Genomic DNA, 25,724 nt, shown 5'->3' on the forward strand with positions numbered 1-25,724 from the left:
GCTATTTGCCACTATTTTCGCATGTGGTGCAGGATATTTCTCTATTTTTAAAGCGTCAGATAGCGCTTTCCCCTGTGTTATCTATCTTTTTCCAGTTGATACGCCTGTCGCGTCGAAGGCTGTCATTCAATTGATTGAACAGCTGACAGATCGGTCTGATCTCGTTGCTGGTATACACGCGATCGATCTTCTCGATATCGCCAAAGCCGCCGTTGTTTTCCGGGATGATGCCCGCCAGCGCGGGGTTCATGCGCCAGGCTGCGATCACGTCGTTGCGGGTGATGTTCTTCACTTTTTCCAGTTCGTCCTTCGCCTGGAAGTCGCCCACGGGGATGATCTGGATCGCGTTTTCCTTGCCATTGGGGATGTTGACGAACATCGAACGGAAGTTGCCCACGCCCTTGCTGGCGCTGATCTGTGCGCGCAGGTTCTCTTCGTCTTCCTCGGTCAGGTCCGGGTCGTTGGTGTAGAAGATGTAGCCCGCGTGCGCGCCGTTGCTGTAGTAGCGCCGGCGGAACAGGGTCGCCGCTTCGTTGAGCAACAGCGCCTGCAGGCCGCCCAGGTAGTCGGGCACGCCGTAGATGTTCTGTTCCACGTCGTAGTCCAGGACGTGTTCAATTTCGTCCTGGTCGAAGTCCATGAATTTGCTGTCCGGCAGCAGCATCCTGAAACCGCCGTCGACTCTCACCCGCATGTTGATCGCCGGCAGGTGCTGCATCTCCAGCACCTCGCCGAAGGCATTGGTGTCGCGATAGAAATACGCCTCGCCGAACACCATGTAATCCAGGCTCGCCCGTCCCATGGTCTGCGTGCTGCAGCCCTCGGAAGGGATGAACTCACGCAACAGCAGGTTGCGTTTGAACTTGGGAATGGCGCCGTGGTGCGCGTTGGCGCGCAGCAACTTGGCCAGGCCCGCCCGCGATACCGGCGGTTTGTAGATTTCGCCGTCGTCGCTGAGAAACACCCCCAGATACTCGCCGATGTTGCCGGACAGCACCTGTTCGGGTTCCCCGAACGTGAACGCCCGCATGGGCTGCTGCTGTCGTACCTGCTGACTGGCTTGGGGCTTTCTGCGTTGTGGTTTGGGCATTGTTTCCGCTCGTGACGTAGCGGCTACGGCGCCGCTTGTTGGTATTCAGGGGTTCGTTGGCCAGGGCGTGCATGACGGCCCAGGCGATATCGGCGTGACCGGTGGCGTCTGTGCGCGAAGCGCTGTAGGTGACCTGGCCGCTGTTGGTGGTGCCGCGCTTGATGGTCAGGAACGCCTGTGCGATGTCCGTCCAGCCGGCGTCCCACTCGATGCGGCTTCCCTGGATCGTGTCCTGGGCCTTAAGTACCAGGGTGTTTTTGGTTTCAAGGCTGTAGTGAATCGGCGTTGCCTTCGCGTAGAAGTCGCGCACCAGGTCGAACACGCCATAGCCCACGCCGGTGATATCGATCCCGATGTGTTGGACGTTGAAGCGCTCGGTAAGCTTTTTGACCTGGGCGGCTTGGTAGGTGAACGAATGCCCCCGCCAGCTGTGCTTCTCCAGGATTCGAAACTTCGCCCCGGGCTCCAGCGGCGGGGCAACCACTACGCATGTGGCGTCGTCGCGGGTCCGGCTGGGATCGTAGCCAAGCCACACCGGGCTGTTGCCGAAAGGGCGATCCAGTTCCGGGTTGTAGTCCTCCCACAACGACAGATCGGAATAACACCGCTCCAGATCCTTGAGGCCGAAGGCGCTCTGGCTGCTGTCGATGAACTTGCAGTAGAACAGCTGCTGGAATTTGTCTTCGTCGTACTCCAGCTGCAGTTGCTCCAGGTCGAACAGATCGCAGCCGCCGGCGATGGCGTCGTCAATGGTAATAGTCTTGCGCCATTGGCCATCGGGGCACAGCGCGCCCTGGGTGTAGGCTGCCTCGGTGGGCCAAGTGCCGCCGGCCTTCTTGCCGCGTTTGCTGTTGCGGAATTCCTCCCCGGACCAGAACGGATAAGCCTGGTGCGACACCGCGCTGGGCGTTGAGAAGTAGGTTTTGCGCCACTTCTTGTGGGTGCCCATGGCGCTGGCCACGGTGCTGAGTTTTTCGAAGTCGCGGATCCAGAAATATTCGTCCACATACACATGGCCGTGGTAGCCCTGGGCGGTGCTGCTGTTGGTGCTGAGAAACCGCAGTTCGGCGCCGTTGCTGAGCGCGATCGGGTTGCCGGTCAGCTCGATGTCAAACCACTGCTTTGCAAACTGGATGATGTAGCTGCGGAAGATTTCCGACTGCGAGCGGCTGGCTGACAGGAACACCTGGTTGTCGCCCGTTAGCACCGCGTCCATGAACGCTTCGCCGGCGAAGTAATACGTCAGGCCGACCTGGCGGCTTTTCAGGATGTTGCGGATTCGGCACGTCAGCGGGTTTTGTTTTGCTGCGAACAGCTCCTGCTGATACCGGTACATCTTGCTGATGAACTTATCCAGGAAGTCGACTTCGGTCAGTTCGCTGACGTCGTTCTTTACTTTCTTTTCGCGCTTCTTGCCGCCGCCATCGCCACGGCTGGAGCGCTCGCCGCGCTGCCCCGGGCGACGTTCCTGGGGCTCGCCGGCAGATTCCCCGATCGGTGCCGGTGCCGGTTTAACCGCCTGCTTTAACAGCCGCTCGCGAACGGTAGTCAGCCGGTCCAGTTCGTTCAGCTCGTCCTTGGTCAGGTTGCTGGCTTTGTCCAGGAGCAGAGTGATTCGCCGGCCAACGGCGGTCAGCGGCTCTTCGTCCGACAGCATGTCCTCCCACCCGCCCTGGCGAATCCAGTAGTAGACGATGCGGATGTTGGGCAGGTTGAGCTGCGCCTGAATTTCCTTGGCCTTACAGCGGCGCAGAAACAGACGTTTGGCGGCTTCTTTAACTTCGGTCGAGTAGTACATGGGCCGCAGTCTATGCGGCGAAAACGCTGGAAACGTGGGGTTAAATTCCGCGTTTCTCCTATATCTCGAATATAGGAGAAACGCGCATTTGAACCGTTTGTTTAGGGCTTGGCGGCTCCCTATCTTGGCGGCTCATTCAACCGATTGAGCGCAGTTAAATCCATGCCCCGTTCCCTTGTTTCGTTCTGGAAACGTGTCGCCACCAGCGGCGCCACCGTTGATGGGCGCGTGATCCTTCCCCAGGAACTGCGCGACATCGCTGAAACCTACAAGCCGTCTTTCTACACCGCCGTGATCTGGTGCGATCACGAGCGCTGGCCCGGCTCCCACGGCACGGTGTACGCCGTGCGCCTTGTGGAAGAAGCCGAAGATCTGGAACCGGGCGAAGTGGCGCTGGAAGCGCAATTGAAGCCGAACGACCGTCTGCTGTACCTCAATGACCAGGGGCAGAAGCTGTTCACCAGCATTGAGATCACCCCGGACTTCCGTGGCAAGGGCAAAGCCTACCTGACGGGTATGGGCGTTACCGACCAGCCAGCCAGCGTGGGTACCCAGGAACTCTACTTCTCGCACAAGAACAACCGCGCCTCCTATTACGCCGCGTCGGTCGAACTTGGCCGCCTGCAGGACGACAGCCCGAACACCGCGGAAACCGGACTGATCAACGCCTTGACCGGCTTTTTCAAGCGCTTCGCCGCCGAATCCCTGCCCACTGAAACCACTCCACCCCAAACAGAGAGCAAACCCCCAATGGATGAAGCTACAGCAACGGCTTTGACAGCCCTGGTGGCGCAGCTGCTGGTTGTCGCTGCCGGCCTTCAGGCCGTCATTGAACCAGCCGCCGAAGATGCACCAGCCCCCGACCAGGACCTGATCGACGACGTGGGCGCAGCAGTGGACGAGATCGTCACCACCGCCGAAGAAGAACGCGAATTCCGCCGCAAAGGTGGTGCGTCAAATAAGGCTGTTCTGGCGAGTCTGGCGAAGCTGCACCAGCAGTTCGCCACCCTGCAGAACACCCCGACCGGTCGCCAACTGCCGCGCAATGCCGGTCCGGTAATCCCAGCCAAGAAGCGGGTGCTCTGACATGGCCCATTCCCTGAGCGCATACGGCGCCAAGATGTACGCGGAACTGCAGCTGGCCATCGCTGAAAGCTACGGTGTCGAGCTGTCGAGCAATCACTTCAGCGTGGACCCTACGATCGCGCAGGAGCTGAACGACGCGATCACCGCCAAAGCTGACTTCCTGGAGCGGATCAACGTCATTCCGGTGACCGAGATCAAGGGCCAGAAGGTGTTCATTGGTGTTTCCGGTCCGGTCACAGGCCGCACCAACACCAAAACCACCGACCGCGAAGCCAAGGACGCGTCATCGCTGGATCAGACGACTTACGAACTGTCGTCTACCGAATCCGACGTGGGCATGCCATACGCCAAGATTGACGCCTGGGCCAAGTTCCCGGACTTCCATCAGCGCTACTCGGCTGCAGTGCAGAAGCAGATTGCCCTGGACCGCATCATGGTTGGCTTCCACGGCACCCATGCGGCGCAGCAGACCGATATCACCAAATACCCAATGCTGCAGGACGTGAACAAGGGCTGGCTGCAACAGGCTCGCGAGCAGATTCCGCACCAGGTACTGAGTGAAGGCAAAGCCGTCGGCAAAATCACCCTTGGCGCCGGTGGCGACTACGCCAATCTTGACGCCCTGGTACACGACACCAAGCAGTTGGTGGACGAGCGCCTGCGTGATGGCGGCGACCTGGTCGCAATCATCGGTACCGATCTGCTGGCCGCTGACAAGGCGAAGCTGTACGCCAAACAGGGCGACGTCCCGACTGAGAAGGAACGCATTGAGGACGCCCAGGTGATCGCTACCTATGGCGGTTTGCCGGCCTTCAGCGTGCCGTTCTTCCCGGTCAACGGTGTGGTGGTCACCAGCTTCGACAACCTGTCGATCTACTACCAGGACTCCAGCTGGCGCAAACAGACCATCGATAACCCGAAGCGCTCGCGTGTTGAGGATTACAACAGCCGTAACGAAGGCTACGTGATCGAGCAGCTAGAGAAGTTCGCCATGACCGAAAACGTGGAGCTTGTAGCGTGAGCCTGGCCCTCTCGCACAAGCGCCGCACCCTGGCGCTGGGTGGTGCAGCTGTAGCGGCGGCATTGTCAGCCGCAGCTCTGCCGTACTCCCCGGGCGAAGCCCTGAGCAGCCCCGCCAATGCGCGCAAACACTTGCTGTTGCAAGAAGCGGCATTGGACCAGGACCTGGAGCGCATCAGCGCAATCAACGGCCTGGCCGGACGTCAGGCGCTCAAGCGTGAAGAGCTGCTGCCCAAGTATCAGGAATACGTGCAGCGCTACTGCGAGTCGGGGCTGAACTTTCCCAACCGCGTCGCGGTGCAGGTGATGGTCTGGCTGTTCGACACCGTCCAGTTCGAAGACGCCCTGGAGCTGGCCGACTTCCTGATGGAGCAGGGCCAGGAAATGCCGGAGCGCTTCAAGCGCCGGGATATCCAGACCTTTGTTGCAGACGCCGTGTGCGAGTGGGCCTACGCCGAATACAACGCCAGTCGCTCTCCAGAGCCATACCTGTCCGACCTGCTGCCGCGTGTAGACGGCGAGTGGAACCTGACGGAGCAGATCCCGAGCAAGTACCACAAGTTGATCGGCATGCGCGCCATGGAAGCCGAGCAGTGGGAAACCGCACTCAAGCATTTGGAGCGCTCCACTCAGCTGTACGCGCAGGCCGGCAACGACACGCGCATCAAAAAGGTCCGCAAGGCCTTGGCAAAACAAGCGGCCGCTACCCCGGCTTCCGAATAAACGACTACCCCCCCAGCGGGGACCTGTGGAAGTGAGCCGCCCATTTATGGACCGTCCCACTGAAAACAGGCTCCCCGCCCTATTTGAGCGCCCAGCAATGAGCTTTTCCGGGAAACCCACCACCTTTGTGGAACAGACAATCGAGAACGACGGCTTCTGGCCGAACCTCTCTCTGTCCGAATTCCAGAAGGAATACCGCCTGCCGGCGGAGTACCTGGTAGAGCTGCTGGGCGGTGACATGACCATGGCCATGATCGAGGTCAATGGTGACCTGGCCAAGTGCAAAGCCCGGTGGCAGGCCTTCGGCATCAACAACGTTGAAGCCGCAGACACGGTGCTGCTGCCCGAGCGTACGTTCAAGGTGAAGCTTTACAAGCGCGCCGTTTACTGCCGCACCAAGGCCAATTTGCTGCCGCAGTTCGCCACGGTCACCCGCAGGGAAAGCGCCGAGAACACCGGCAAGGAAGCCCCAGAGCGGGCGGAAACGTTCTTGGCGTTCAGCCAGCAGGCGGTTCGCGCTCTACAGGGCCGTGGCCGCATCACGGCGTCATTGCAGTGATCCAGCTGCAGGCGCTGACCGCCTACCTCATGGCCCGCAACCTGGTTGCCCCGGAGCAGTTCGACAGCTGGACCGAACAGGTCAGCCTGGAATTGATCTGGAAGCCCGACCGCGACGGCCTGCACATGAGTGACATGCGCTATCGCGCCGTGTTCTCCCTGGAGCGTTTCACCGATCACCCGGCCAGGCTGATGGCCCTGGTGGGCAGTTGGCTGGAAACACACGATCCCGATCGGTACCGCCACGACCTGCCGGCGCCACTGTTCGCCGTTGAGCCCCTGGACCAGGACAGCTTCGACGTTGAGCTGTCGCTGGAATTCGTTGAGCCGCAATACCTGGCCGAGGATCCCGCCGGCGAGATCGAGGCCTTTGGCAAGACCTGGGCCTTTGTGCCGTTCGATCTGTGGACCGCTGAGCAGGGCGAGGTGGGCAGTCATGACCGATAGCCCGCTCGACCTCGATGTCAGGGGCTTGCTCAACGTCGATGCCCAGTTGGCGTTGCTTGATCTATCGCCCCAGTTGCGCCGGCGGCTGTTGAACAACGTGACCAAGCGCGTGCGCTCGATGAGCCGAAAGCGGGTACGTGAACAAAAGAACCTGGATGGCAGCCCCTTCGCCGAGCGCAAGGGTTCTACCAAGGGCAAAAAGAAGATGGAAGCCGGCCTGGCCAAGCTGCTGCAGGTCACCCGTGTCAGTTCCGATGAAGCCGAACTGGGCTGGAAAAACGCACTTACCCGGTGGGTCGCATCCCAGCAGCACAACGGCGTCAGCGAGCGGCGTACCGCTGCACAGATGAGGCGCTGGAACAAAGTCCCGCCGGGTATCGCCTGCACCGATAAACAAGCCAAGCGGCTGCGCCGGCTGGGCTTTCGCACCCGCCAGAAAGGCAAAAAGACGCTGACCAGGCCGTCAGTGGCATGGATTCAAAAACACGTGAACTACGCCAAGGCCGGCTTGCTGATCCGCATTTTGAACGACGAAAAGGCCGAGACATCGGGCTCACAAAGCTGGGACATCACCCTGCCGAAACGCCAGTTCCTCGGCGTGGAGACCGGCAACGAAACCCGCGAGCTGGTTAACCAGGTCTTTCAACAAATCCTTAATTCACCCCGCTAACGAGGCACAGCATGGCACTTGGCAAAGTCAGCGTTAACAATCTCAATCTGGGCCAGGGCGCCGTGACTGAGATCGAACGCTATTTTCTGTACATCGGCCCCGGTCCGAAAAACACCGGCAAATTGATCGCCCTCAACACCGACAGCGACCTGGATGCCGCCCTGGGTGTTCCAGCCAGTGACCTGAAAACTCAGATCACTGCAGCACGCTTGAATGGTGGCGATCGCTGGGCCTGCCTGGCGGCGCCGATCGCAGCGGATGGCGACTGGGCCAAGGCCCTGGAAATGTCCCAGCAGCAGGGCTTTTCCGTCGAAGCGGTGGTCATCACCAAGCCAGTGGCCACCGGTGCCGAACTGTCGGCAATGCACGATGCAGCTGTGTCGATGAATGACACCTATGGTCGGCGCGCTTTCGTCATGGCGGCCACGGCAGGCCTGTCGCTGAGCCCTTTCCAGAGCTGGGCGGAATACCTGGTAGCCCAGAAGGCAATCACTGCCGGCCTGGCTGCGCCCCGGGTGTTAGTGGTGCCGCAACTGCACGGTAACGACCTGGGCGTGTTGGCCGGTCGCCTGGCCAACGCAGCAGTAAGTATTGCTGACAGCCCGATGCGTGTGGCCACTGGAGCGCTGCTTGGCCTGGGCCCAGTGCCTGTCGACTCCGAAGGCGTACCACTGCCGTCCTCGATCCGATCGGAGCTGGATAAGGCGCGTTTCTCCGTCTCCCAGACCTATTCCGATTACCCGGGCGTGTACTGGGGTGACGGCAACATGCTGGACGCCCCTGGCAGTGACTACCAGGTAATCGAATACCTGCGTCTGGCTGACAAGGCCGCTCGCCAGGTCCGTCCGCTGCTGATTCGCCGCGTAGGCGATCGGCGCCTGAACAACACCCCCAACAGCATGGCCGTGAACATCACCGCGCTGATGGCGCCTCTGCGCCGTATGGCCAAGTCGGTGAAGTTCGCCGGCGAGGTGTTCCCGGGCGAGATCGAATCGCCGAAGGACGGCGACATCGTGCTGGTCTGGAAGAGCAAAACCGCCGTAGAGGCGTTCATCAAGATCAAGCCCCACAACTGCCCGAAAGACCTCACGGCGAACATCGCCCTGGACCTTTCCAACGACGATTCGGAGTAACCCCCCATGTCACGTATTGGCGGCAAGAACTTTGACGTGAACCTGGGAGACCTGCAGGTCCACGTCGAAAGCTGCACCCTGGACATCACCGACAACAGCAAGACCGCGCAAACCCGGGGCGTGCCTGACGGCTACGTCGACGGCGATGTGGCGGCTGCTGGCGACCTGGAGCTGGATTCCACCAACTTCAATCTGTTGATCGAGGCGGCACGCAGTGCCGGCAGCTTTCGCAAGCTGGAGGCCTTCGACGCGGTGTTTTTTGCCAAGGCTGGCGACGACGAGCTGCGCATTGAGGCCTTCGGCTGCAAGTTGAAGGTTTCCAGCCTGCTGAGCATCGATCCCAAAGGTGGCGAGAAGACCAAGCACAAGGTGCCATTCGAGGTCACCAGCCCGGACTTTATCCGTATCAACGGCGTGCCGTATCTGGATGCCACCGAGATCGAGGGCATTAGCTGATGGTCTGCCCGTTCGATCGCGCCCAAGCCCTGGAACAACGTCAGCGGGACCAGGCTATCAACGCCCAGTTGGCCCAGGCCCGGCGTGAGTCAGCGGGCCCAAGCCTTACCCACTGCCAGGACTGTAATAACGAGATTCCTGCAGCGCGCCAGGCGCTCGGCGGCAAAACCCGCTGCGTCCTGTGCCAGTCCTTTTTCGAGAAAGGAGTGCAGCGATGAGCACGAATCAGGCGGCCCAGGACACCGCCATCGCACTGGCGAAGGCGTCACCTGCGATCGGTGTAGCGGCAACTGGAGCGACAGGGGCCGTCGACTGGTCGGCTGTCGCCTACATGCTGACTGCCGTTTACATGGTGCTGCAGATCCTGCTGTTGGTTCCGAAGTATCGCCAGATGTTGCGCGACTGGAAGGTGAAGCCATGAGCCTGCGCGGCAAGATCGCCGCCGGCGCCATTGCGCTCTGCAGCTCCACGTTGGTGCTGTTCCTGGGTACTTGGGAAGGCGACGGCCAGAACACCGTCTACGCCGACAAGCTCGCCCAGGGCCTGCCAACCGTGTGCAAAGGCATCACCCGCCACACCAGCCCTTATCCGGTGGTGGTCGGTGACTACTGGTCAGACGCGCGGTGCGACGAGGTCGAGCAACTGGTGATCAGCAAGGGCCAGTTGCAGTTGGCGGACTGCATCACCAACCAGGACGTGGGCCAGAACACCTTCGACGCTCTTAGCAGCCATAGCCACAACTTCGGCGTGCCCAGCACCTGCGTCAGTCGTGCCGTCGCGCTCATCAATTCCGGGCGCATCAAGGACGGATGCAACGCACTGGCGTGGGCCGCTGACGGCAAAACCCCAGTCTGGGCTTACGTCACTACCGCGCCGGGGCAAAAGGAGTTTGTCCGGGGCCTGCACCGGCGCCGGTTGGCCGAAGCACAGCTGTGCAAGGCGGGTTTGTAATGCGCGAAGCCATTTTCCCCTTGGTGCTGTGCCTGGTGGCCTGGTTCGCCTTTGACCTGCTGGAAGGTCAGCGCGACACCGCCCGCAGCGAGCGCGACAGCGCCTTGTTCGAAGTGGAGGGCCTGCGCGAAGCGGCCCGCATCGCCGGCGAGAGGCTGGCCGAGCGTGACGCTATCGACCTTCAACGTACCCAGGAACTGAACAATGAACGCGCCCAAAACGACGGTCTGCGCCGTGCTGTTGACGATGGCCTTAGCCGGCTGCGGATCAAAGCCACCTGCAGCGCCCCCAAGCCCGGCGATGCCGGCGCCAGCGGCGTGGCTGATGGCGGATCCGCCGAACTCTCAGCAGACGCTCGATCGGATTATTTCACCCTCAGAGATCAGCTTGCCCTCAGCAAGCAAATGATCCTGGGCCTGCAGGACCACGTGCGCCGGGTTTGCCTGCGCTGACACCACCCCACTTTCAATCCCTGAACGGAGCAACACCCATGACCGATAAACGCGAGATCACCCTGGAAGTAGGCGACAAGGAATTCACCTTTGAGCTGACCCCGCAGGACGTGACCAAGTACTTCAACGCGGTGACCCAGGCCAACAAGGTCGCGCCGGCGAACAACCTGCTGGTGACCACCGTTAAACAGGAAGAGCGCGCCACGCTCAAGCCGATGCTGGGCAACCCGGTATTCGTGATGCAGTTGGCCGGCGCGCTGCTGGAGGAATACAGCCCCGACGTTGAAATCACCGTAAAAAAGCCCTCGACCACGCCGAACGACTGACCGAAAACGGCCTTGGCCAACTGGTGGCCCTGGCCGGTCGTTGGCTACCAGGTGCTGAGCCCACCGCCGAGGTGATGGGCACGGCCAAGTGGCTTGAGGACGAACACTGGCGGCGGATGGAAATCGCCATCGCCAACGGCATCGCCCACGCATTGAACGGATAAACACAGATGGCTGACCAAAGCGCCCGCCTGGCCTTCATTTTGAGCCTGACCGATAAGGTCACCGCCCCGTTGGGCAAGGTGAAAATGGGCTTTTCTGACCTGGCGGAACAGAGCGAAAAGCACATTAAGACCATGGGCCTTGGTCTGGCGGGCTTGGTCGGCGCCGGCGTGGCCATCACCCAGTCGCTGGAACCCGCTCTGGAGATGAACCGCGCCCTGGGCGAAGTCCGATCGCTGAGTGTGGCCGAAGATGCGTTGACCGCACTGAATCGCAAGTCCCTGGAGTTTTCGGTGGCCTACGGGGAAAACGCCCGGGATTTTGTCGCCTCGGCGTACCAGGTTGAAGGCGCCATCAAAGGCCTGGCGGGCAGTCAGTTGGCCACCTTTACCAATGCCAGCAACCTGTTGGCTAAGGCCACCAAGTCCGATGCGAACACCATGGGCACCTACGTTGGCACGATGTACAACCTGTTCAAGGGCCAGGCCGACGCCATGGGCAAAGGCCAGTGGGTGGAGAACCTGGCCGGTCAAACTGCCACTGCAGTGCAGCTGTTTCGCACCAGTGGCGAGCAGATCGGCGAGGCATTCAAAGCCGCCGGCGGACTGGCCAGCACTGCCGGTGTGAGCCTGGCCGAGCAAATGGCGGTACTGGGCACACTGGGCAGCACCATGGACGGCGGGGAGGCCGGTGGCCTCTATAAATCGTTCTTTGAGAACGTCAGCGGCGCATCGGAAAAACTCGGCATGTCCTTTGTCGACCAGCAGGGCAAGTTGCTGCCGATGATGGACATCCTGGACAAGCTCAAAGGCAAGTTTGGCGATCTGTCGATTGAGGCCAATGGCAAGAAGCTGCGCGATGCCTTCGGTGGCGAAGCGGCGCGACTGATCACCACACTACTGGGCGATACCGACCGCCTGAAAAACGGCATGGATCGACTGGGTAATGTGCACGGGTTGGAGAACGCCGAGCGCATGGCCAAACAGATGGTTGACCCGTGGCAACAGTTCGGCGCCGCTGTGCAGGCATTGCGTATCGCTTTCGGGCAGTCGCTGATCCCGATCCTGACGCCGCTGATGGATCGCCTGGTGGCCATCGCTGCCACACTCACCCGCTGGACCCAGCTGTTTCCCAATATCACCCGCGTGATCGGCATCACCACGTTGGTGGTGTTCGGGATCATTGCGGCCATGTCGTTGCTCACGCTGACCGTGGGTATCTCGAAAATGGTCTGGCTGGGCCTGGTCACTGTGTGGAAAGTCCTGACCATGGCCGGCCTGCGCAGTATCGCCATGTTCCTGTATCACACCGTTATGGTGATCGGGTTCGTTGCGGGCCTGGTGCTCATGGTCGCCTGGATGGGGCTGGTCAAGGGCGCGATGCTGCTGTGGCAGGGCGCCATCTGGCTGGTCAACACCGCGTTGCTGGCCAACCCGGTGACGTGGGTCGTGGTCGGTATTGTCGCCCTGGTCGCGGCAGTGGCGGCAGCGATCATCTACTGGGACGAATGGACCAGTGCACTACTCAACAGCGAGGCGTTCCAGTGGGTTAGCGGCCAACTGACCGCACTGTCGGAGTGGTTCGACTCCATGGGCGGTTGGTCGGGCATGGCCAGCGCTGCGTGGGACGGCATCGTCAATATCTTTAAATCGGCCATCAATGGCTTGATCGAGATGCTGAACAAGATCCCGGGCGTGCAGATCGATGCCGCGTTTGGCGATATGCCGGCGGCACCGCAACTGCCAACCATCACCGCCCCGACGGTCGAGGCACCGTTGCTGCCGCAGCTGGTGAGTACTCCCCAGCAACCCATCCAGGCGCCGCCACTGGTGATGACTGCCGCACAGAAGACGCCCGCGCCGGCCATGCCCGCGCTCAACGCATTGCAGCCCCAGGCACAGCCGCCAGCGCTGGTGCTGGCCCCGGTACCGAAAACGTCGGCGCCGATCCCCCAGCCCCTCACGGCTCCTGAGCCACCGCGCACAGCGCCGGCACTGGTGGCCGCGCCTGCCTTGAAGTTACCGGCGCCGATCGGGCTGCAGCTCAACATTCCGCAGCCGAAGCAGCCGCCGGCGCTGGTGACTGCGCCGGCACCCACTGAAAAGGCCGAGCAAAGCCAGCAGCGCATGAATGGATCTCTGGCCAGCCTGTCACCGAAGCGGCCCGACGCCGTACCCCGGGGCGGCTTGCTGAGCAGCATCCAGAACAACAACCAAACCCAGAACAAGGGCACCCACGTGGAGAACGTCAACATTCACACCGGTAAACCGATGAACCCGCTGGAGCTTGAAGGCATGTTGGCCATGGCGGTGGGCGGATGAGCGAATACATCGACCTGCTGATCATCGACAACGACCTGTCGCTGGACCCGTCCCGTCAGCCATTGCTGATCGAGGACCGGGCCAGTATCGCCCAGGACATCGCGCACATGATCCGCGAAAGCGGCCTGCTGGTAACGCTGGTGGCTGAGCGCAGCCGCCTGCGTCAACGCGACTGCATCCAGCAACTGGAGCTGCTGGTGGAGGCTGATGAACGCCTGGTACCAGGTACCGCACTGATTCACCAGGTGCAATCCGGCCAGTACCTGGTCACGGCCAAAACACTGAAGTTTGGCGACATCGAGGTGACCCTGTGAGCGACGTAGATTTTAAACAGGCGCTCGCTGACGCCGGCATTCCCACCACCGAGGACGGCTTGCGTAAGGCCTGGGAAAAGGAAGTAGCCGCCCAAGGCAGCAAGATGAGCAACACCAGCGCTTATTCACCGTTCTGGCGTGTGATCACAGCCCTGGTGACTAAACCGGTCATGTGGCTGATCAGCTTTGTCAGTGACACGGTCCTGCCCAACTTCTTTGTAAAAACTGCCCGGGACAAGTGGCTGGACATGCTGGCCTGGGCGGTTAACGTCGAGCGTAAAGGTGCGACCAAGGCCCAGGGCATGCTGTTGTTTACCCGGGACGTCGCCGGCGGCGTGCTGGAGCTGCCCGCCGGCGTCCTGGTGCAATCCGCGGCTATCAACGGCCATATTTACCAACTGATCACCACGCAGGCTGCAACCTTTGCAGACGGCCTGCAGCAGCTGGAAGTCCCGGTAGAAGCCCAAGAGGTTGGCAGCGGCTACAACCTGGCCCCGGGTTACTACGCGATCCTGCCGGTACCCATTGCCGGCATCGCCCAGGTGGTGAACGTCGACGGCTGGTTGATCGCACCTGGTGCAGATCCTGAACCGGACGATCAGCTGCGTTTGCGGGTGCGCAACCAGTTCTCGGCGGTCAATCAGTGGCACACCGATTCGGTATACCGCGCCATGATTTCAGCCTTCCCGGGCGTGCGGCCCGATGGTGTGTATTTCCTGCACGGCGCCCCCCGGGGCCCAGGCAGTGCCAATGCCTACGTGCTGTTTGATGCAGACGTACCGGCGGCGACATACCTGGAGCAAATCAACGCGCATATCCGCGACCAGGGCAACCATGGCCACGGCGATGATCTGTTGGTCATGGTCATGCCTGAGACCCAGCACGCGTTGAGCTTGACTGTATGGCCACGTCAGCTACTGACCGCAGAGCAGCGCACCAAGCTGCAGACGGAAGTGGAACTGTTCATTCGTGCGGCCTTCCGCGAAAGCAGCGCCGGCGACTATCAGCCAACGCTGACTTATCCACAGTCGCGCTTTTCATTCAGTCGCCTGGGCGAAGAACTCCACCAGCAGTTCGCGGGCATCGAGTCGCTGCACTTCGATAACGCCGACATCGTGTCAGAGCTGACCATCCCCCGGATCAGCAGCCTGCAGGTGGTGTTGGCATGATCAAACTGAATTTGCCGTTCTGGCTCGATGGGCCACAGCTCACCAAGCTGAAAGCCGCCGCCCAGTCCTGGTGGGAGAAAGTCGAAGGCTGGCTGCAATGGCCGCTCCTGCAGATGGACGCCGAGACCTGCCACCTGACCGTCCTCGATCTGCTGGCCTGGCAGCGGGACACCACCCGCTTCAAGGACGAGCCTGAAAGTTTGTATCGCTTGCGGGTCAAGTTCGCCTTTATCAACGCCGTCGACGCCGGCAGTACAGCGGGGCTCAAACGCATCCTGCAGCGTCTGGGCGTGGGCTACGTCGAGATAGACGAGCGTATGCCCGATCGGGACTGGGACGTGGTGCTGCTGCGCCTTTCCGACTCCCAGCTATCGCAGAACCCCGAGCTGCTGCGCGTGCTGATTCAGCAATACGGCCGCACGTGCCGGCGCTATGACTTCGTGACCATTACCCCCGTATCGCTGCGCATCGTCGCGGCTGACTTTAACGACGATCAGCAAACGCTGGTCGCCCGCCTGTAGGAGTCCCCCATGGGAGCCAGTATTACCCTTGCAGGTGAAAGCCTGATCGCCCAAAAAACAGGAGCACAACAACGCCTCGATGTCGTGCGCTTCGTCTTCGCCAACGTGCCAGGCCTGAACCCAAATGCCCCGGTCGACCGCGCAGCCGGGAAACCGCCGGCGGCGCAGATCGTCCACACCTACACGATCCCGAAACAGAACATCGGCTTTGTGAACCCCAACCAGGTGGTTTACAGCTCGATGTTGGGCAGCGATGTCGGCGACTTTGATTGGAATTGGATCGGCCTGGAAACCGTCGAGAATGTGTTGCTAGCCGTGGCCTACGTGCCTGTGCAGCAAAAGCGAAAGAACATTCCGCCGCTGCAGCTGGGCAACAACGTCACCCGCAACATCCTGGTGGTGTTCGACGGGGCCCAGGCGCTGACCGGCATCACCATTGATGCCAGCACTTGGCAGCATGACTTCACCGTGCGCCTGAAGGGCCTGGACGAGCGCGAGCGCCTGAGCAACCGCGACGTATTCGGTCGAGCCTGTTTCTACCGTAGCGGCCTACAGGTGGAGAAGGTTGGGGCCGGGTATCAACTCAAGCCCGGGCTTGCCTACATCGAAGGCATCCGCGTGGAGCTGGCCAGCGCCTTGCCGATCGCGCCGCCGGCGGTACCGGCACCGGTGTGGCTGCATGTGTCATTGCGCCGTGAGTTGAACGACGTACAGGCCAGTTGGAAAGTGGTTTTTGATCCCAACCAGGTCGACTACCTGGACACCGACGGTGCCTGGCACTACTGCATTCCCCTGGCGCACCTGGTGAACGCGAACCAGATCAACGATCTGCGCACGATTGCGCCAATCGACGGCCCGCTGGTGGATCACTTCGCCGCCAAGGTGGGCCATTACCCTGACTTGCGGTCGGGGTCCGCTACAAGGCTGGCCATCCCTCGCGCGATCAACGGTGTGGCCTTCGACGGTACGCAGGACATCACCGTGCAGGACGCCACCAAACTGCCGCTGACTGGCGGCACGATGATCGGTGATGTGGTCTACGCCGCCGGCAACTATTTCGGCAGCGCCTGGGCACGTGGGATGACGTTCACGTCCGGCGGCAACATCGTGGGCAGCATCGGCGGTTACGGCTCGTCTACCGGCTTTAAAACCCTGTTCATGGGCCTGGGCACTGATGGGTATATCTACGGCAACGGAGTGCGTGTTTCTGACGCCGGCGTAGCGATTACCGGAAAACTGTCTGGTGACGGTGGCGGACTGGTTAACCTCAACGCCGGCGCCCTTACTGCAGGAACGGTGCCCCGGGTAAACCTGTCCGGCTCCTATGACATCCAGGTCACCGGCAATGCTGGTACGGCCACCCGTTTGGAAACGGCCCGCCTGATCAACGGCGTGGCGTTCGACGGTACCCAAAACATCGCGATTGGCGACGGCTCCAAGTTGCCACTGAGCGGCGGGACGCTGACCGGCGGCGTGCGATTCAACGTGCCGTTGATCGGCGGGTCATTTGTCAGTTGGCAGGAGCGTCAAACCGCGATCCAGATTGATTGCGCGTCCAACGGCGCCGCGTATTCCGTGTGGAAGGGCACCAATTGGAGCGAGCGACACTTGGCTGCAATGGAGGTGTACGCCGGTGGCACGTCGACCTCTGTCCCTTCGGTGGTCATGCATGTGGGTGGAACCGTCTCGGCGTTCACCTTGGACGGCTCTGGACACCTGAGCATCAAGGGATCGTATTTCGGTGACGGCGGACAGTTGAGCGGCTTGAACGCCAATGCACTGACCCTTGGCACGCTGCCCAAGGCTCGATTGAGCGGCACCTACGACATTGCTGTGTCGGGCAATGCCGCTACCGCTACCAAGCTAACCACACCTCGACTGATTAACGGTGTGTCGTTCGACGGGACCGCCAACATCGCGATCGCGGATAACTCAAAGTTGCCGCTCAGTGGTGGTTACCTGACCGGAACGGCGCGGTTTGATTTTCGTGCAATGGCGGGTGCGTTTGTTGACTGGCGTTCGCGCTCCCCAGCTGTACAGGTCGATTGCCCTGACAACGGCAACGCCTACTTGATATGGAAGGCAACCAACTGGACCGACCGTCACTTGGCATCCATGGATGTTTGGGCCGGCGGTGGCTCTACTACACCGGCAAGCGTGGTCATGCATGTCGGAGGTACCAACGGTGCGCTGACGCTCACTGAAGGCGGCAATCTGCACGTGTCAGGTATGTACAGCGGTAACGCGGCAGGCTTGACCAACCTTCCCCAGGCCACGCCCGATACTCCCGGGGCAGTCTTCAAGAATACGGCTTCCCTTAGCCCTAACGGCTGGTGGAAGTGTGCACAGACCGGCCTGATCCGGCAGTGGGGTATGACTTTGGGCGCCTCTGACTCGGTGACGCACCGTAGTTTCCCAATCGCTTTTCCTAACCGTTGCGTGTCCCTGGTTGCATCCCGAACAAGCCTTTTTTATTCGGACGTTGCCACCGGCACTAACACCCTGATCGTCAGCAATGCCCAGTTCTCGGTTATTTCTGGCCCCTTCAACTCACCAGATGAAATCTATTGGGAGGCCACCGGCTACTAATCATGAGCATATTTTTTCACGCCACAACTGCAGGCTTCTACGACACCCGCGCCCACGGCGAGCGCACCTTGCTGGTAGCAGACCCGAAGTGGAAACATCCGATGATCAGTGTCCCGGACCCCAGCTGGATGGCTGCCGAAGGTTCGAAGGACAAGGCCCCGATGATCAAAGTGAAAGACCCGAAAGCCATACCGCCCCTGGTCGAAGTTGCCAACCCGGGTTGCAGCCTGCCACCTGCCGGCGAACTGTTGGAAATTACCCTGGGCGAGTACCAATCGTTGTTTGCCTCCCAGGCTATGGGAAAAGTCATTCAAGCGGTGAAGGGCCGGCCCGTGGCTGTCGACCCGCCGCCGTTGACCTGGGAGCAGCGCAAATCCGAGTACGTGGCCAGCGTCCAGATGTTCCTCGACAGAACGGCGAAAGCCTCCGGTTACAGTGATCTGAAGGACGTGATCACCTACGCGGATGAACCTTCGGTACCGAAGTTTCAGGCGGATGGGTTGGCGTTCCGCACTTGGCGCTCACTTTGCTGGGCCTATTGCTATGAGCAGTTGGCAGCCATCGAGCAGGACAAGCGCAAGGCACCGACCAGCGCCGAGTTGGTGGCCGAATTACCTGCCCTGGTACTGCCCAATGCCTGAAACGAACTGGGCACCGGTGACAATGCGCTGGCCCGCGCAGGCCACCGAATGGATGGGGCAATTGTCAGCCGCCCAGGGCCTGGCCGGCGGCGAGCTGGCCAGCACGGCTAAACGCCTGGTTGATTTGAGTGGCAAGACCAGTACCAGCCCGGGGCCGGTCGGTGGTGCTGCCCAAGGCGCGATCGCTGCAGGTCGTGCCGCACTCGCTGATCAAATGGGCGAGGCCCCGGCCTGCCTGGTGGTGACGCCATTTCAAAGTGGCATCGGGCAGGGCCGCGGCTACCAGCGTTTTCTGTCTGCACCGAACATGCTGCAGCAGTTGGCCAGCAAATTGGTGGACGTGAGCGACACAGGCCGGCCCGATGGTCAGCAGTACGCCCTATGCCTGATGTTCCTGGCTACTCGCTTTGATCAGTTAGCCGAGAGCCTGGCGCGGTTCAATGCTTTGCTACCGATGCCTGACCTGGTGCGCGCCGAGCGCCGAGCGCGGCACCTGTCCAAGCTGGAGACGGAAAAGTGGGAGATCCCCACCGCCGGCGCGTTGCCGCGTTGGCAGGATTTGCCCCTGGAGCGTTGCACAGTGGTTAAGGCGGCGCAGCAATCCATGGCCGGACAGATCGCCGTCCTGGAGAGCTACGCCGCCGACAGTTCGCCCATGGCGGACCTCTCGGCCTTGGCCAACCGCAAGGCCGCGCAGCAACAGGGCCGTGACAAGCAGTTGGCAGATCTGAAAGCCCTGCTGGCCGATGGCAACCCTGACAGCAGCATGCGTGCGCGGCTGATCGGCCCGGGCAACGCTGCCGAGCTGAGCCGCCGGCTGCTGGCCGGTGATGCACCGGGACACGAATGGGTCCTGTGCGCCGGCGCGCTGCTGGTGGGATCTGAGCAGGGTTTGAGCTTCGTCCGTGAACTGGTGGGCCTATGACGCTGTTACTCGACGGGCAAGAGGTGCGCGGGAAGAACCTCAAGGTCACCGGCAACCTGCGTATTGAAAGCGACGATCTGTCAGGGCAGACCAGCAACACCGACAAGGGCCACAAGGGCTTCAAGCCCAAAACCCTGACCGTCAGCCTGATGATTCCTTTTGTTGACCAGGTGCAATTGCGCGACCTGATGCGCCTGGTGGAAGCGACCGAAGGCGGTGGCCAGCTCAAGACATACCGCATCGTCAACGACACCGCTGCCGCGTTCGGCATGCGCCAGGTGACGTTCACCGAAGGAGTGAGCGCCCGAGAAGACGACAACCTGCGCGGCTGGCTGATCCAATTCACCCTGACCGAAAAGCTCTCCAACCCAGAGAAAGTCGAAGGGCGCCGATCGGGCAACCCGGTAACGGCACAATCTGGCCCGGGCGGTGCAGTCGGCGGCGCAGTCGGTGGAACTGGCGGTGACACCCCTGGTGGCCCCGAAGAGCTGACCGGCTTTGAAGCCACGCTGAAAAAGGTGGATACCTGGTTAGGCGGGAGTCCCAATCCATGAAGCTGCACAAGGAATTGACCATCAGCGGGGTGCCTTATGTCCTGGTCAAAAACGAAGTCCGGCTGGATGCGAAGAGCCCAGGCCGGGCGACGTTCACGATCCAGGCTACGGCGCCGGTCAAGGGGCTGGTGACACTCGATATCGGCTACAACAGCAGCACGCTGCAGCGACACTTCATTGGCTACGTCGAGCGCAGCAGCACGGCCAGCAGCACCCAGCAGGTGCTGTTCTGTCGCGAGCTGGCCGCGATCCTGGCCAACCCGCTGCCGCTGAACCTGCGTCACGTCGACCTGCGCGCCGTCCTGGTCGAGATCGGCAAGCACACCGGTTTGCGCTTTCGCGTCCCGGAACAGCCGTATGCCAGCGTCAAGGCGCCGTTTTTCTACAGCCTGGCTGCCGGCTATCAAGCCATGGACAGCCTGGCCCGGGTTTTCAACATCCCCGACTTCATCTGGCAGCAACAGGGTGACGGAGAAGTGTTCGTGGGCAGTTGGGCCGACAGCTTCTTCGGCGTTCGCTCGCCGCTGCAGCTGCCGGTGGAACTGTTCGACGACTACCAGGGCAACCAGAGCGCGATGATTGCAGCCCTTCCCGGGTTGCGACCAGGTGCAACGATCAACCACGGCGAGCGCATCACCAGTGTGGCGCTCATCGACAACCAGATGGCCATCCGATGGACGACGCAATCCGCCGCAGCGTAGAACGACAATTCCCCGAACTCACCGGTGGTTACCACCTGCCACGCTTTGCCCGGGTTGTCGCCGTGGCAGACGCGCCCGCCGGCGCTGGGATCTGCGACGACTTCCGCCCACGCTACGCGGTCGACATCGAGGTCATGGGGCCGGACGGCGAGCCAGATACCAAGCTGCCGATCCTTGCCGGCGTGCCTTTGCCGCTGCCCACTGGTGGCGAGGAAATGGGCATCTATGCGTTCCCCGAGGAAGGCACCCAAGTGGTGGTGTGCTTTGCCTACGGCCTGCCGCACAAGCCGTATATCCAAACCATTCTGCCCCACGGCTTGAGCATGCCCAGTGTCCCGAAGGGTGACCAGGTGTGGCAGCACAGCGAAGCCTGTCAACAGCGTGTCGACGCGGACGGCAACTGGCTGCGCCAGACTGACGGCAAGATCCTGGACAAGGCGATCGAGCGGGAAGTGGAGGCGATGGGCAACACCGAGCGGTACCAAAGCCACACCAGGACCGTGGACGATCATTCAACCGAGTCGGTAGGGGGTACCAAGACCCTTGAAGCCCTGGGCGCGCTCAAGCTGTTGTCGGGAGGATCTGCGAGCCTGGCGGCGGTGGATGACTTGCACCAGGCGACCGGGCGGGACTTGAACCTGGTGGTGGGGCAGAAGCACAACGCCACGGTTGGTGGCGACATGGAGGAAAGGATTCAGGGGCTGCGTAAGAGTGTGGCGGCGGTCAGTCAGCGACTGGTCGCGCCCAAGACCTGGTTGGGATCCGAAGATGTGAACGTTCTACAAGTTTTATGTGATTTGATTTCTATAGTGGAAAAAATGAACACCCAGTTAATTAGTCATACTCATTTGCCAGGTCCTGCCGTTAGCACTATCGATGCAATAAAACTAGCTGAGCTAGCAGAAAGCTCAAACTCCTTGCATTTAAAGCTTAAATCTATAGCAAGTTAAGGTTTTGGTTTTCTAACTTCTTGAGTGAAATGTTGAAGGCTTCCAGTTTTGGTTTGTAGTTTGACTAGAATTGGCTCAATTCGGTAGTTAGAGTTTTTTCTAATGAATTGCTCAGTCCAGTCGTTGTTTTGGCTGGAAAATACGATGGACTCAGCGCATCGTACAAATAATCTGTTTAAGCTTTTGACGTCTGATAGTGAAAGCTTTTTATATTTGCAGTTGAAATGTTCAAAGTCATGGTTTAGCGATTTTTTGTCTAGGTTTAAGTTGGGTTTTATACGGATGGCAATTTGTGGGGTCAGTGGTAGAATTCTGTTTAAAGCTCGTTTATCCGATCCTTGCTCAATCGCGACAGGAAAGTCGCTACTAAAAAATGGATTCTCAGAATGCGGATTCTCAAGTACTTCCCAGGTGGAGTTCCCGAAAGTAGATACGTGATTAAGTATTGACCTTATGCCGAACGCTTGGGGGTACTTTCCGTCTATGTTGATTTTTATTTTCCCGGACTTTAGCAGTTCTGTCATTGAGCCTGCACCAAGTTGCGGAGGAGGTTGAGAGAATTTATTTTCACTGTCTAGCATTATTGCTTGATGTTCAACAACGCCTCTGAAAAGCTCTGAGTGAATGCGCATTGCTGCAGGAGAGCAAGTTATGATGTATGAAATAAAACCAGAAATTGTATATATTGCTTCTTGGTCTATTGCTTTGTTTTTTATTTTTTCTACAGCTGAATTGTACTTAGGCTCAACTCCTGCCAAGAACTCCTCAATTACTCTGTTGTTTTCAAGATACTCATTGGTGCTACCTTCATCACTTCTGCATACGGATTTGGCATTCGGAGTGAAGAATTTCAAATCCGACTTCCTGTACGCATACATTTGCTTGTCTAAGTCTTTGGAGTAAAAATTCTTTAAGTGTACTTGTGACACGTAATGATCTAGCGCCACTGGATGTCTCCTTAAAAATTTTCTACATGCGAAAAGTACAAGTTGTTCTTGAGCAGCACTGATAGCTAACAGAGATAAACATTCACGATGGGAAAGGAGTACCAGTTTAGGATTTGGGGGCGGGTATCCCCGCCCCCTCAACCTAGGAAGAAAATCTCTCAATAAGCCAGCATGCAAAAAACACGATAACCCAAAGATCGATATCCACCTGCACCGCTTTTAAACGCAGCCTAAACATGGCAGTAGCCCTGTTCCGTGCTGGCAGCGCTGCCAACTTTTTAAGGGTTGGCATTTATATAGCGCCTTGCCAGGCGCTTGCTATTGGCTTACCGCGGGTCGCCGCAAGCAGCAGCTCAAGTGCATGAGGTATCCGATTGGCACAGCCAGGAACGGGCTCACAGACCTTCACCTTTAGCGGCTAGATGGGCCGCAATCCAAGGGAATCACTCCCCCTGAAACTTTAGGCCGAACAAAAAACCGACCATTATTCAAACAATTCAGCATGGCTTCCCAGATCAACAAAGGTGATCAGGTCAGCTCGCGAGCTTTCATAAATCATCAGAAAGTCACCACCTATGTGACACTCTCTAAAACCGTCCCAATTTCCCGTAAGTGCATGGTCACGATATTCTGCGGGTAGCGGCTCGCCTAAAAACAGCATCACCATCACTACCCGAACCTCATTCATATCTCTGCGTCCGGCACGCTTATAGCGTTCCCAAGATTTTTTGAACTCAGGTGTCTGCGCGCACTGCTTTGGCAGGTCGGCGCGCTTTTGCTTCTTCTCCGGCTTCGCCATCAGCATCCCTTAGCATGTCGTCGATCGAGTCGAACTGGCGACGAATTTCACGCGCTTGTGTCATAGCACGAGCGGTCTTCTCCGAAGGCACACGTACCTCGAAAGGCAGGCCTTGCGTTGTCACTACCTGGCGGAGGAAAAGACGCAAAGCGTCACTGAGGCTGAGCCCACATGCATTCAGCACTGCTGTGGCGCGATCCTTCAAATCCTCGTCGATGCGGCAACGCACGTCAGTGGTTTTCAGTAATGCGGACATATTGTGTCTCCCTCACATAAATGTAGCTACGTTGTGGCTACAGTCAAAGTATGGGTCAACCCATCAAATTTGATCAAGCACTTTTTGTCCTGAACAGGACGTTAAGGCATCCATGCGTCGGAAATCGCAAGGCTGGCCAAGAGGCGTGCGTCGGAAGAAAAAAGGAGACGAAAAAGCACTTATCCCCCTCCCGCCGACGGGGTTTGCGTCCTTTTTTTGTGCAAGCCCAGATGTAGTGCAAACGAACCGGCAGCCCAGGCGGGCCGGGACGCTCTACGGGCGACCGGCAGTTTCACGGATTGCAAAGATTTGAAGAGAAGTGCAGGGCGGTCGCACAGCGACGTAGCAGGCGATCATGAACGGGGCAGGATTGGAGGCCCCGGGTTCATTGGTCGAAAGAGAAGAAAACATAGGAATACGGGCATTTTCCGAAACGAGATAGATCTTTTTTCTCACCGTGTGTAGCGGACTTCGAAGAGGCCGAAAGCTGCCATACGCCACGAAACGTGTGGGCCTCGTCGAGATTGGAACATTTCACAATTTGTCTCGCATCCTTAGCTGGCTCCTGACCTTTTCAGGCGTGCCAAGCCTTGCTTGATATGCCCCGCGTTCTCACCGATTGCCTCTAAGGCCCCACGCACGTTTTCAGCTACCTCTGCTGAGCCTTGTTGTTCCAGGCGTAGGGTGATCTCCATCACAGCTGCTTCAAGTGCCAACTGATTCTCATACATCCTTTCAAGCACATCTGAGAGCGAATATTCATGCGCCATATGAAGGTTCCTATAGTGAACTCTCAGACTAGCCTCAAGCTGCAGGATTCGCCTCACAGACGGCTATTTTGGAACCAGGGCTGGGAAAAAGGTAATTTTGGTTAGGTAAGGCTCTATAGCCGCTGCAGCCCAGGTAGTCCGTGGGTTTGAGGTATTACCTTGAGGGGTAATATTTGGTAATGGCAAAGGTAATATTTGCCCAAGTGCCCGGTTTTGCTGGGGATTGAGCTTGTCAGGAATTACCCGAGGAAAAGGTAATGACCTAACCTATAAATTACTAAATTATTACCTTTCTAAATATCTATCAAGCTATTGAAATTAAAGGAGTTTTACCTTTTTTATCAAGCGCATTACCAATATTACCTTTTTCCCATGCCTCAACATAAACCGGTCGGCTTGCCGTTTTTTACCCCCTCTCAACCATCGCGCACTAACTTGGTGCAAAAGCCATGGGACTGCCATGGGACTGAGAGCGCCGTTTTTTTGGAGAGGGAGCATCGCTGGAGCCCGCGTAAACCGGGTACTTGCATAATGAAAGTGACTTTGCGGGTAGTTTCGAATCTCTCCTTCACCGCCAAATTCGATGTAAACAAAACCCCTGGTTTCGAGAGAAACCAGGGGTTTTGTGTTTTCTGCGGGACAAAAAAGCCTGTTATGGCTTATCCCCGGTCGCGCAATTGAACCGATCATCAATAGGCGCTTGGCGAGGAGGCTCGAAGTACCCGGGCGTGAGACGGTTTTCGGTACGTTGCCAGCGTTGTGGGTAAGACAGCCTCGAATAGGGAGAATTGTCCTTGAGCGATTCGTAGTTCAAGGAGATATCTATCTGCGCGGCTCCGAACAGGAGGGGGCCTTCGACCGAAAGGATGGAGCCGGTAAGCCAGGTCCCGTCCGGGTTTTCCAGGTACATGGGCGCAGTGACGCGTAGCCAGGTGCGCCCGGCATCCTGGGAAAAATACAGGCGCGGCAGACCGCCCCCACCGTTGCTGAAACTCGGCGGACGAACAATTGGAATGGCCAGGTAGTTCGAGTTGGCGGCATCAATCATCAATGGGGCGCCTTTGCCCCGAACGGTAATGCCATTGAACGAGCCAAATCGCGCTACTGGGCTATGAATGCCGAGTTGGGTGTCGGTGTAGTAGACCATGTCGCCTGAGTCGGCGATGGAAGGTGCAGAGCCGTTGCAGAGCTTGAGGGTGGTCTGGTCGATCTCGAAGAAGCGCGAGGAGTCGATGCGATAGATGACTCGGCCAGGCAGATACTGAACCGGCTCGGGGGTATTGCTGCAGGCCGCGAGTAACGCGCACGAGATCAGGAGCGGCAGCTTCGCAAATCCGGCAGTGCACGCTTTCCGAGTGATCTGCAGGAAATTGCCCCGATTGAAGAGCCGCACCT

Annotated in this window: 31 protein-coding genes; 24 read left to right on the top strand and 7 right to left on the bottom strand. The window is 59.2% G+C overall.

Going from position 1 to position 25,724, the window contains the following annotated elements; all coding sequences use genetic code 11:
- Nucleotides 1-55 precede the first annotated feature (55 nt).
- Both SNL23_RS10025 and SNL23_RS10030 read right to left on the bottom strand, forming a co-directional pair.
- On the bottom strand, nucleotides 56-898 hold the full coding sequence (locus SNL23_RS10025; RefSeq protein WP_318302190.1) for a phage portal protein: 843 nt from the start codon (nucleotides 896-898) through the stop codon (nucleotides 56-58).
- Nucleotides 837-2,888 (bottom strand): terminase large subunit domain-containing protein, encoded by a 2,052-nt coding sequence (locus SNL23_RS10030; RefSeq protein WP_318302162.1) that lies wholly within the window; start codon nucleotides 2,886-2,888, stop codon nucleotides 837-839. The genes SNL23_RS10025 and SNL23_RS10030 overlap by 62 nt, the downstream gene beginning before the upstream one ends.
- Nucleotides 2,889-3,050: 162 nt before the next feature.
- Here SNL23_RS10030 and SNL23_RS10035 point away from each other — a divergent pair, with 162 nt between their 5' ends.
- The 24 genes from SNL23_RS10035 to SNL23_RS10145 all read left to right on the top strand — a co-directional run bounded on the left by SNL23_RS10035 (nucleotide 3,051) and on the right by SNL23_RS10145 (nucleotide 21,557).
- Nucleotides 3,051-3,974 carry a GPO family capsid scaffolding protein gene (locus SNL23_RS10035; RefSeq protein ID WP_318302163.1) on the top strand — a complete coding sequence of 308 codons (924 nt, stop codon included), beginning with the start codon at nucleotides 3,051-3,053 and terminating at the stop codon, nucleotides 3,972-3,974.
- Between the two features lies 1 nt (nucleotide 3,975).
- Nucleotides 3,976-4,995 carry a phage major capsid protein, P2 family gene (locus SNL23_RS10040; RefSeq protein ID WP_318302164.1) on the top strand — a complete coding sequence of 340 codons (1,020 nt, stop codon included), beginning with the start codon at nucleotides 3,976-3,978 and terminating at the stop codon, nucleotides 4,993-4,995.
- A complete protein-coding gene (gpM, locus tag SNL23_RS10045; protein WP_318302165.1) occupies nucleotides 4,992-5,717 on the top strand; it encodes a phage terminase small subunit in 726 nt (241 codons plus the stop codon). Before SNL23_RS10040 ends, gpM begins: the two co-directional genes overlap by 4 nt.
- A gap of 97 nt (nucleotides 5,718-5,814) precedes the next feature.
- A complete protein-coding gene (locus tag SNL23_RS10050) occupies nucleotides 5,815-6,276 on the top strand; it encodes a head completion/stabilization protein (RefSeq protein WP_275967941.1) in 462 nt (153 codons plus the stop codon).
- Nucleotides 6,273-6,722: a phage tail protein gene (locus tag SNL23_RS10055; RefSeq protein WP_318302166.1), complete on the top strand. Its 450-nt coding sequence runs from the start codon at nucleotides 6,273-6,275 to the stop codon at nucleotides 6,720-6,722. Before SNL23_RS10050 ends, SNL23_RS10055 begins: the two co-directional genes overlap by 4 nt.
- Nucleotides 6,712-7,392 carry a phage virion morphogenesis protein gene (locus tag SNL23_RS10060; RefSeq protein WP_318302167.1) on the top strand — a complete coding sequence of 227 codons (681 nt, stop codon included), beginning with the start codon at nucleotides 6,712-6,714 and terminating at the stop codon, nucleotides 7,390-7,392. The genes SNL23_RS10055 and SNL23_RS10060 overlap by 11 nt, the downstream gene beginning before the upstream one ends.
- Before the next feature lie 11 nt (nucleotides 7,393-7,403).
- Nucleotides 7,404-8,525, top strand: a complete 1,122-nt coding sequence (locus SNL23_RS10065; protein WP_318302168.1) for a DUF2586 domain-containing protein — start codon at nucleotides 7,404-7,406, stop codon at nucleotides 8,523-8,525.
- A 6-nt stretch (nucleotides 8,526-8,531) separates the two neighbouring features.
- Nucleotides 8,532-8,981 (top strand): phage protein, encoded by a 450-nt coding sequence (locus SNL23_RS10070; protein WP_099312207.1) that lies wholly within the window; start codon nucleotides 8,532-8,534, stop codon nucleotides 8,979-8,981.
- Nucleotides 8,981-9,199, top strand: coding sequence for a TraR/DksA family transcriptional regulator (locus SNL23_RS10075; RefSeq protein WP_099312209.1), 219 nt, complete (start codon nucleotides 8,981-8,983; stop codon nucleotides 9,197-9,199). Before SNL23_RS10070 ends, SNL23_RS10075 begins: the two co-directional genes overlap by 1 nt.
- Entirely contained in the window at nucleotides 9,196-9,402 is a 207-nt protein-coding gene (locus SNL23_RS10080) for a hypothetical protein (protein ID WP_063033543.1), read from the top strand. The genes SNL23_RS10075 and SNL23_RS10080 overlap by 4 nt, the downstream gene beginning before the upstream one ends.
- Complete coding sequence (locus SNL23_RS10085) at nucleotides 9,399-9,932, top strand: lysozyme (RefSeq protein WP_318302169.1); 534 nt, start codon at nucleotides 9,399-9,401, stop codon at nucleotides 9,930-9,932. The genes SNL23_RS10080 and SNL23_RS10085 overlap by 4 nt, the downstream gene beginning before the upstream one ends.
- Complete coding sequence (locus SNL23_RS10090; RefSeq protein ID WP_099312213.1) at nucleotides 9,932-10,384, top strand: lysis protein; 453 nt, start codon at nucleotides 9,932-9,934, stop codon at nucleotides 10,382-10,384. The genes SNL23_RS10085 and SNL23_RS10090 overlap by 1 nt, the downstream gene beginning before the upstream one ends.
- 38 nt (nucleotides 10,385-10,422) lie before the next feature.
- Complete coding sequence (locus SNL23_RS10095; protein WP_094949951.1) at nucleotides 10,423-10,710, top strand: putative phage tail assembly chaperone; 288 nt, start codon at nucleotides 10,423-10,425, stop codon at nucleotides 10,708-10,710.
- Nucleotides 10,711-10,730: 20 nt separating this feature from the next.
- On the top strand, nucleotides 10,731-10,874 hold the full coding sequence (locus SNL23_RS31495) for a DUF6890 family protein (protein WP_371132008.1): 144 nt from the start codon (nucleotides 10,731-10,733) through the stop codon (nucleotides 10,872-10,874).
- Between the two features lie 6 nt (nucleotides 10,875-10,880).
- Nucleotides 10,881-13,193 carry a phage tail tape measure protein gene (locus SNL23_RS10100; RefSeq protein WP_318302170.1) on the top strand — a complete coding sequence of 771 codons (2,313 nt, stop codon included), beginning with the start codon at nucleotides 10,881-10,883 and terminating at the stop codon, nucleotides 13,191-13,193.
- Nucleotides 13,190-13,507 carry a DUF2590 family protein gene (locus SNL23_RS10105; RefSeq protein ID WP_318302171.1) on the top strand — a complete coding sequence of 106 codons (318 nt, stop codon included), beginning with the start codon at nucleotides 13,190-13,192 and terminating at the stop codon, nucleotides 13,505-13,507. The genes SNL23_RS10100 and SNL23_RS10105 overlap by 4 nt, the downstream gene beginning before the upstream one ends.
- Nucleotides 13,504-14,676 (top strand): baseplate J/gp47 family protein, encoded by a 1,173-nt coding sequence (locus SNL23_RS10110; protein WP_318302172.1) that lies wholly within the window; start codon nucleotides 13,504-13,506, stop codon nucleotides 14,674-14,676. Before SNL23_RS10105 ends, SNL23_RS10110 begins: the two co-directional genes overlap by 4 nt.
- Nucleotides 14,673-15,197: a phage tail protein gene (locus SNL23_RS10115; RefSeq protein WP_318302173.1), complete on the top strand. Its 525-nt coding sequence runs from the start codon at nucleotides 14,673-14,675 to the stop codon at nucleotides 15,195-15,197. The genes SNL23_RS10110 and SNL23_RS10115 overlap by 4 nt, the downstream gene beginning before the upstream one ends.
- A 9-nt stretch (nucleotides 15,198-15,206) precedes the next feature.
- Entirely contained in the window at nucleotides 15,207-17,786 is a 2,580-nt protein-coding gene (locus tag SNL23_RS10120; protein WP_318302174.1) for a phage tail protein, read from the top strand.
- A gap of 2 nt (nucleotides 17,787-17,788) precedes the next feature.
- On the top strand, nucleotides 17,789-18,427 hold the full coding sequence (locus tag SNL23_RS10125; protein ID WP_318302175.1) for a hypothetical protein: 639 nt from the start codon (nucleotides 17,789-17,791) through the stop codon (nucleotides 18,425-18,427).
- Entirely contained in the window at nucleotides 18,420-19,352 is a 933-nt protein-coding gene (locus tag SNL23_RS10130; RefSeq protein ID WP_318302176.1) for a hypothetical protein, read from the top strand. Before SNL23_RS10125 ends, SNL23_RS10130 begins: the two co-directional genes overlap by 8 nt.
- A complete protein-coding gene (locus SNL23_RS10135) occupies nucleotides 19,349-19,906 on the top strand; it encodes a baseplate complex protein (protein WP_318302177.1) in 558 nt (185 codons plus the stop codon). The genes SNL23_RS10130 and SNL23_RS10135 overlap by 4 nt, the downstream gene beginning before the upstream one ends.
- Nucleotides 19,903-20,607, top strand: coding sequence for a hypothetical protein (locus SNL23_RS10140; protein WP_318302178.1), 705 nt, complete (start codon nucleotides 19,903-19,905; stop codon nucleotides 20,605-20,607). Before SNL23_RS10135 ends, SNL23_RS10140 begins: the two co-directional genes overlap by 4 nt.
- Nucleotides 20,580-21,557 carry a hypothetical protein gene (locus tag SNL23_RS10145; RefSeq protein ID WP_318302179.1) on the top strand — a complete coding sequence of 326 codons (978 nt, stop codon included), beginning with the start codon at nucleotides 20,580-20,582 and terminating at the stop codon, nucleotides 21,555-21,557. The genes SNL23_RS10140 and SNL23_RS10145 overlap by 28 nt, the downstream gene beginning before the upstream one ends.
- Here the strand turns inward: SNL23_RS10145 and SNL23_RS10150 are convergent.
- From SNL23_RS10150 to SNL23_RS10170, 5 genes are all read right to left on the bottom strand, one after another.
- Nucleotides 21,554-22,504 carry a DUF4238 domain-containing protein gene (locus SNL23_RS10150; RefSeq protein ID WP_318302180.1) on the bottom strand — a complete coding sequence of 317 codons (951 nt, stop codon included), beginning with the start codon at nucleotides 22,502-22,504 and terminating at the stop codon, nucleotides 21,554-21,556. The genes SNL23_RS10145 and SNL23_RS10150 overlap by 4 nt on opposite strands.
- A gap of 484 nt (nucleotides 22,505-22,988) precedes the next feature.
- Nucleotides 22,989-23,309: a type II toxin-antitoxin system YafQ family toxin gene (locus SNL23_RS10155; protein WP_318302181.1), complete on the bottom strand. Its 321-nt coding sequence runs from the start codon at nucleotides 23,307-23,309 to the stop codon at nucleotides 22,989-22,991.
- Nucleotides 23,239-23,559, bottom strand: coding sequence for a type II toxin-antitoxin system RelB/DinJ family antitoxin (locus SNL23_RS10160; RefSeq protein WP_318302182.1), 321 nt, complete (start codon nucleotides 23,557-23,559; stop codon nucleotides 23,239-23,241). The genes SNL23_RS10155 and SNL23_RS10160 overlap by 71 nt, the downstream gene beginning before the upstream one ends.
- Before the next feature lie 554 nt (nucleotides 23,560-24,113).
- Entirely contained in the window at nucleotides 24,114-24,329 is a 216-nt protein-coding gene (locus SNL23_RS10165; RefSeq protein ID WP_134657026.1) for a hypothetical protein, read from the bottom strand.
- A 652-nt stretch (nucleotides 24,330-24,981) separates the two neighbouring features.
- Nucleotides 24,982-25,722 carry a T6SS immunity protein Tli3 family protein gene (locus SNL23_RS10170; RefSeq protein ID WP_318302183.1) on the bottom strand — a complete coding sequence of 247 codons (741 nt, stop codon included), beginning with the start codon at nucleotides 25,720-25,722 and terminating at the stop codon, nucleotides 24,982-24,984.
- Nucleotides 25,723-25,724 lie beyond the last annotated feature (2 nt).

It is taken from the genome of Pseudomonas sp. SED1 (assembly GCF_034044025.1).
Taxonomy (GTDB): domain Bacteria; phylum Pseudomonadota; class Gammaproteobacteria; order Pseudomonadales; family Pseudomonadaceae; genus Aquipseudomonas.